The sequence below is a fragment of the Specibacter cremeus genome (assembly GCF_003946885.1).
GTDB lineage: Bacteria > Actinomycetota > Actinomycetes > Actinomycetales > Micrococcaceae > Specibacter > Specibacter cremeus.
On record NZ_RWKQ01000009.1, the window covers coordinates 94,894 to 101,552 of the forward strand.

Here is a 6,659-nt window from a genome sequence, read left to right on the forward strand (position 1 = left end):
TCTCGCGGGGGTGGATCTGCTTCAGTCTTGGTCGGCGTTCGCCGCGGCTGATTTTCCCGCTGCGGCGGAGGACACGCTTCCGGGCCGGTTGGCGACCGTCCAGCCCTCCGAGTTGCGCTGCGGGGCCACGGTGAGCGTCAGCGCCCCGGCCGGCACGTCCTTGCGGATGATGGCGCCGGCGCCGGAGTAGGCGCCGTCGCCGACCGTCACCGGGGCGACGAACACGGTGTTCGAGCCGGTCCGCACGCCGGAGCCGATGATCGTGCGGTGCTTGTTCACGCCGTCGTAGTTGGCCGTGATGTTGCCGCAGCCGATGTTCGTGTCCTCGCCGATCTCGGCGTCGCCGGCGTAGCCGAGGTGGGAGAGCTTGGAGCCGCGGCCTACGCGTACGTTCTTGGTCTCGTAGAACGCGCCGATCTTGCCGTCGGCGCCGAGCACGGTGCCCGGACGCAGGTACGTGAACGGGCCCACGTGCGCGCCCTCGCCGATGACGGCGCCGGAGCCGTGCGTGCGGGTCACCTCGGCGGCAGTGCCGATCTGGACGTCGGTGAGCGTCGAGTCGGGCCCGACGACGGCGTCACGCGCCACGGTCGTGGCGCCATGCAGTTGGGTGCCGGGCAGGATGGTGGCGTCCGGTTCGAGCGTGACCGTGGCATCGATCCACGTCGTCGCCGGGTCGACGACCGTGACGCCGGCGCGCATCCAGCCCTCGACGATGCGCCGGTTGTGCTCGGCGCCGAGCGCGGCGAGCTGGACCCTGTCATTGGCGCCCTCGACCTGCCACCGGTCGTCCGTGACGACCGCGGCGACGCGGCCGCCGTCGTTCCTGGCCAACCCGAGGACGTCGGTGAGGTACATCTCGCCCTGGTTGTTGTCCGTGGTGACACGGGCCAGCGCGGTGCGCAGCACGGCGGCGTCAAACGCATAGATGCCGGAGTTGATCTCCCGGATGTCCCGTTCGGCGTCCGTGGCGTCCTTGTGTTCGCGAATGCCCAGGACGGTGCCGTCGGCGTCGCGCAGGATGCGGCCGTAGCCGGCGGCGTCGTCAAGCACGGCCGTCAGGACGGTGACCGCGTTCTTGTCCGTGACATGCGCTTCAACCAGTTCGGCCAGCAGCCCGGTGGTGAGCAACGGCACGTCGCCGTAGGTGACGACGACTGTTCCAGTCACCGGGGCCTGGGCGTCCAGTTCCCCAAGGGCGACCTGGACGGCGCGGCCGGTGCCGGGCGTCGCATCCTGGTCGACGACCAGCACCTCGGGATCCAGTGCGCCGATGTGGGCGGCGACGCGGTCGCGCTCAAAGCGGACGACGGCGGCGAGCCGCTCCGGTTCGAGGCCGCGGGCGGCGGCCAGCGCGTGCCCGATCATGGACAGCCCACCCAGTTCGTGCATGATCTTCGGCGTCCGGGACTTCATCCGGGTGCCCTCGCCGGCGGCTAGGACGATGACGGCTGCGGGACGGGATGAGCTGGTGCCTGGAAGACTCACGTGCGGGGCACTCCTCTGGTGGGGCTGGGGATCCGTGACGGGAAACAAGTCCATGCTACCTGCTGAACGTCGGGGAATTTTTGTGCCGGCACGGGGTCGGAGGGTTCCGCCCATAGGATTCGAACCTATACTCCGCAGCTCCAAAGGCTGGGGTGCTGCCGTTACACCAGGGCGGACCGTGAGGCGCGTCGCGCCCACGAGAATCTAGTTTGCCACGGGCGACGCGGGTTGCGCGACTCGGCGCCGCCCTGGCAGCCGTTCCGCGCAACGTATGGGGCTATATCGTGCGCAGGAGACCCGGGTGCGCACCATACGGGGGTCAACGATGCGCAGAACGGATCGTCTTGAGCGCCGCGGCAATGTCCCGGAGCATGACGTCGGGCCGGTACAGGACAGTTTTGCCGCTGAAGTGCAGCGTTGGGACACCCGCGATGACTGCGGCGTTGCCTCGGCGAAGGTCCTCCGCGAACGCCTCGGCGTTGTTGTGATATGGCTCACCGTCGAATTCGATACCGAGGACGCCCTCGACCAAACCGTCCTGGTGGCCCACTCCGCGGACCTTGGCCTGGCCCTGGAAGTTGTACCCGGCCGCCCGGATCCGGTAACGGCCAACCGTCTCTATGGGCGACATGGCCTGGGGGTCGATCATGTCGAGGATGCGCCGGGCCCGGGCATCCCTGCGCCCCGCAAAGGTCTCCCTGAGTTGGCCAATGGAGCACACGTTCTTCACGACGGCGGACTCGAGGATCACCAAGGCCTCGAGGTCCATGCTGCAGCGTACACAGAGGCGCAGTATGTCGAACAGGTCCATGCTTCCAGACACGCGGTGCACCACGCAGCCCGGGATTGCCCGACCGTGTGCGGCAGCCACGTGTATGAGCCGCGGTTCCTGCAAAACCCACAGGCCAAGGTCCGCAACCTTGCTGAGGCAGGTCCGCCGGGCCTGGTTTTCGGCCAGCCGGACATCCAGGGCCGTGGAGCCGGGCAGCGCGTAGACGCCGCGACCGGCATGTCGAATCCGCCCCGACCCCACGGCGCGCTCAATCTGCCACCGGGAGAACCCACGCGCCAGGAGGTCCTTGCGGCGAGCCGCACCGCCAAGACGTGCGATCGCGTTGTCCAGCCCTGCCGGGCGCCGTCCCTGCGGAGTGTTCATGGCACCACGATGCGCCATGTCACCTGGTGGCGGCGGCCCCGACGTCGTGCCTGTGGACCGCGGCGCGTGCAGGCCTCCCTGTGGAGGGTCGGGGCACCCAACCGATCCGCGCAACGAATGCCCGCATAGGTTGCGCAGCGGGGCAACATGCGCACGGTACGGGGGTAATCCTGCGCAGGACGGCCGTGACTACTCGAGCAGTTCGGAGGCCTCCAGCCAGGCGAGCTCCAGGTCCTCCTTCTCCGCCGCCAGTTCGGCCAGTTTCGCGTTCAAATCGCCCAGCAGCGCGTAGTCGCCCACGTTGGCCTCCATCTGGGCGTGGACCTTCGCCTCGGCTGCGGCAATCTTACCCAGCTGCCGCTCCACCCGGTTCAGCTCCTTGCGGGCGTCGCGCCGTTGCGCCTCGGTGGGCCCGGACCCGGTCTGGACGCGCTCCTGCGGGGACGGCTTCTCCGCCAGGGCGGCTTCGCGCAATTCCAAATACTGGTCCACTCCCCCGGGCAGCCCGCGCAGCTGGCCGTCGCCGAGCAGCGCCATCTGGTGGTCGGTGACGCGCTCGAGCAGGTACCTGTCATGGGACACCACCACCAAGGTCCCGGGCCAGCCGTCCAGCACGTCCTCCACGGCGGCCAGCGTGTCGGTGTCCAGGTCATTCGTGGGCTCGTCGAGCATCAGCACGTTCGGCTCCCCGACGAGCAGGCGCAGCAGCTGCAGCCGGCGGCGCTCACCACCGGAGAGGTCGCGCACGGGCGTCCACTGCTTCTCCTTCGTGAAGCCCAGCTGCTCCACCAGCTGCCCGGCGGTCAGTTCGCGCCCGCCCACGGCGAAGGAGCGCTTCTCCCGCTCGATGACCTCCAGCACGCGCAGGTCCAGGACGTCGTCGAGCTCGCCCACCTCCTGGGTGAGCACGGCCGTCTGGACGGTTTTGCCCCGCTTCAGCCGCCCGGCCGTCGGGGCGACCTCGCCGTTGAGCAGCCGCAGCAGCGTCGTCTTGCCGGACCCGTTGACGCCGACGATGCCCAGCCGCTCCCCCGGGGCCAGGCGCAGCGTGATGTTCTTGAAGATCTCATTCTCGCCATAGGACAGGGACACGCCCTCCAGATCGAGCACGTCCTTGCCGAGCCGGGCCGTGGCCATCTTCGACAACGCCACGGTGTCGCGCGGCTCGGGCACGTCGGCGATGATGTCGTTCGCGGCCTCGATGCGGAACTTCGGCTTGGACGTGCGGGCCGGGGCGCCGCGGCGCAGCCACGCCAGTTCCTTCTTCACCAGCTGCACGCGCTTGCTCTCGACGACGGCGGCCATCCGGTCGCGCTCCGCCCGGGCCAGCACGTAGGCGGCGTACCCGCCGTCGAAGGGGTCGACGACGGCGTCGTGCACCTCCCAGGTGCGCGTGCACACCTCGTCGAGGAACCAGCGGTCGTGGGTGACCACGACGAACGCGCCCTCGTTGGCGCGCCAGCGGGCCTTCAGGTGCCGGGCCAGCCAGGCCACGCCCTCCACGTCGAGATGGTTGGTGGGCTCGTCGAGCATGATGACGTCGTCGTCGCCGATCAGCAGCTTGGCCAGCGCCACCCGCCGCTTCTGCCCGCCGGAGAGCGAATGGATGTTCGCATGCCAGTCCACCTCGCCGACGAGGGCGCCCATGATCTCGCGGATTTTCGGGTTGGCCGCCCATTCGTGATCCGCCGCCTCCCCCACGATCGCGAAGCCCACCGTGTGCTCCCCGTCCAGCACGTCGGTCTGGTCCAGGTAGCCGACATGCACCCCGCCGCGTACCGTCACACGCCCGGAATCGGGCGCCTGCCGGCCGGACAGCAGGCGCATGAGCGTGGACTTGCCGTCGCCGTTGCGGCCCACGATGCCGATCCGGTCGCCCTCTTCCAGCCCGACGGTGACACCGTCCAGGACGGTGCGGGTGGCGAAGGCGATGTTGAGGTTTTCCCCGCCGAGGAGGTGTGCCACGTGAGACTGCTTTCCCTTGATTTACTTGGTGATGATGGAGGCCCCGTGCACGGGGCCGGTCGCCGTGAGGGCGTTGTGCCCGGCGTCCGCGAGCGCCGCGGCCAACGCGCCGGCGTGCCCGGCGTCGGCCGCCAGCATGGCCACGGTCGGCCCCGACCCCGAGACCACGGCGGCCAGGGCACCCAGGTCGCGGCCGGCGTCGAGCACGCCGGCAAGGCCGGGGGCGAGCGCCAGCGCGGCGGCCTGCAGGTCGTTGCCCAGCGTGCCGGCCAGGTCGCGGGCGTTGCCGGCGCGCAGGGCCGCCAGGATGTGCGGGTCCACGTGGCGGGGTTCGGCCGGCCGCCGGTCGGCGCGCAACTCGTCGAGCTTGCCGTACACGGCCGGTGTCGGCAGCCCGTAGTCCGCCTGGACGAGGACCCAATGCAGCGGGTCCGGGGCCAGCGCGGGCGTCAGCCGGTCGCCGACGCCGAGTCCGACGGCGGCGCCCCCCAGCAGCGCGAACGGCACGTCCGCGCCCAGCCCGGAGCCGAGCAGCGACAGTTCCTCGCGCGAGAGGCCTGTGTTCCACAGTGCCTCGCAGGCCACGAGCGCGGCCGCGGCGTCCGCCGAGCCGCCGCCCATGCCGCCGGCGATCGGCACGCGCTTGGTGATCTCCAGGTGCACGCCGCAGGCGCCCTGGCTGATCCCCGCCACGAGGGCGGCGGCGCGCACGGCCAGGTTGGAGCCGTCCAGCGGGACGCCGGCCAGCGCCGCCGCGGACAGCGTGCTGTGCGGGCCGATGCCGACGGTGATGTCGTCCGGCGGCGTGCCGGGCTTCGCCGTCGCCGTGACCTCCTCGTACAGGGACACGGCCAGGTACACGCTGGCCACGTAGTGGTAGCCGTCGGGGCGCGGCGGGCCGACCCGGAACGAGGCGTTGATCTTCCCCGGCGCGCGGACGCTCACGCGGGTCGGGGACGATGCGGCGGGCACCGCCCACGGCTGCTCAGACAATCTGGGGGACCTTGGCCTCGGCGATGCGGGCGAACGCGGCGATGTCGAGGACCTCGCCGCGGGCGGCCGGGTCGACGCCGGCCTCGCGCAGGCATCGTTCGGCCTCGGCCGCGCCGCCGGCCCAGCCGGCCAGGGCGGCCCGCAACGTCTTGCGCCGCTGGGCGAAGGCGGCGTCGATCACGGCGAACACCTCGGCGCGGCTCGCCTGCGTGGCGGGCGGAACGCGGCGGGTGAAGCCGACCAGGCCGGAGGAGATCTTCGGCGCCGGCCAGAACACGTTCATGCCGATGACCCCGGCCTTGCGCATCTGCGCGTACCAGGCGCCCTTCACCGACGGCACCCCGTAGGTCTTCGAGCCGGGCCCGGCGACCATGCGGTCGGCGACCTCGTCCTGGACCATGACGAGCCCGTGGCGCAGCGACGGGAAATACTCGAGCAGGTGCAGCACGACCGGAACCGCCACGTTGTAGGGCAGGTTCGCCACGAGCGCGGTGGGAACGCCGGGCAGTTCGGTGACGCGCATGGCGTCGGAGAGCACGACGTCGAGGTTGCCCGCCTTGGCGGGGCGGAACGCGGCGACGGTCTCCGGCAGTTTCGCGGCCAGCACCGGGTCGATCTCCACGGCCACGACCCGGGCTGCGGCGTCCAGCAGGCCCAGCGTCAGCGAGCCGAGCCCGGGTCCGACCTCCAACACGGTCTCGGCCGGGTCGATGTTGGCGGCCGCGACGATGCGGCGGATCGTGTTGCCGTCGATGACGAAGTTCTGGCCCAGGGTCTTGGTGGGGCGCACGCCGAGTTCCTCCGCCAGCCGGCGGATCTCGGTGGCGCCCAGCAGCGGCTCGGGTGCCGGGACGGATTGTGGATCTCTCACGCCTGCCATCGTATCGGGTATTAAAGGGCGGACTCCCCGCGTTCGTGGCAACGTGCGGGGAGTCCGGGGTCCTGTGCTGGGTTACTCGTGCGGGGCCGTGACTTAGGGTCTGCCAGTATTTAACACGGTGTTATTCTGGTTTGTCGGATTTGATGGTGTAATTCCAGTCGCCGTGGAAGTCGTGGC

5 protein-coding genes and 1 tRNA gene are annotated in these 6,659 nt (G+C 70.6%); all 6 read right to left on the bottom strand.

What is annotated here, in order from left to right:
- Positions 1-21: 21 nt before the first annotated feature.
- Positions 22-1,416, bottom strand: coding sequence for a bifunctional UDP-N-acetylglucosamine diphosphorylase/glucosamine-1-phosphate N-acetyltransferase GlmU (gene glmU, locus EJC77_RS05150; protein ID WP_240629805.1), 1,395 nt, complete (start codon positions 1,414-1,416; stop codon positions 22-24).
- 176 nt (positions 1,417-1,592) lie between these two features.
- Positions 1,593-1,664, bottom strand: a tRNA-Gln gene (locus EJC77_RS05155).
- Positions 1,665-1,807: 143 nt separating this feature from the next.
- Complete coding sequence (locus EJC77_RS05160) at positions 1,808-2,644, bottom strand: type IV toxin-antitoxin system AbiEi family antitoxin domain-containing protein (RefSeq protein WP_125610504.1); 837 nt, start codon at positions 2,642-2,644, stop codon at positions 1,808-1,810.
- A 189-nt stretch (positions 2,645-2,833) separates the two neighbouring features.
- The gene (locus EJC77_RS05165; RefSeq protein ID WP_125610505.1) at positions 2,834-4,609 is read right to left on the bottom strand and encodes an ABC-F family ATP-binding cassette domain-containing protein; all 1,776 of its coding nucleotides are present in this window, start codon (positions 4,607-4,609) and stop codon (positions 2,834-2,836) included.
- A gap of 21 nt (positions 4,610-4,630) precedes the next feature.
- On the bottom strand, positions 4,631-5,602 hold the full coding sequence (locus tag EJC77_RS05170) for a 4-(cytidine 5'-diphospho)-2-C-methyl-D-erythritol kinase (protein ID WP_240629793.1): 972 nt from the start codon (positions 5,600-5,602) through the stop codon (positions 4,631-4,633).
- Positions 5,595-6,473, bottom strand: coding sequence for a 16S rRNA (adenine(1518)-N(6)/adenine(1519)-N(6))-dimethyltransferase RsmA (gene rsmA, locus EJC77_RS05175; protein WP_240629795.1), 879 nt, complete (start codon positions 6,471-6,473; stop codon positions 5,595-5,597). The genes EJC77_RS05170 and rsmA overlap by 8 nt, the downstream gene beginning before the upstream one ends.
- Positions 6,474-6,659 lie beyond the last annotated feature (186 nt).

Coding starts and splice junctions, on each gene's coding strand:
- glmU (WP_240629805.1), bottom strand. CDS start 1,416: ATGAAGTCCCGGACGCCGAAGATCATGCACGAACTGGGTGGGCTGTCC.
- EJC77_RS05160 (WP_125610504.1), bottom strand. CDS start 2,644: ATGAACACTCCGCAGGGACGGCGCCCGGCAGGGCTGGACAACGCGATC.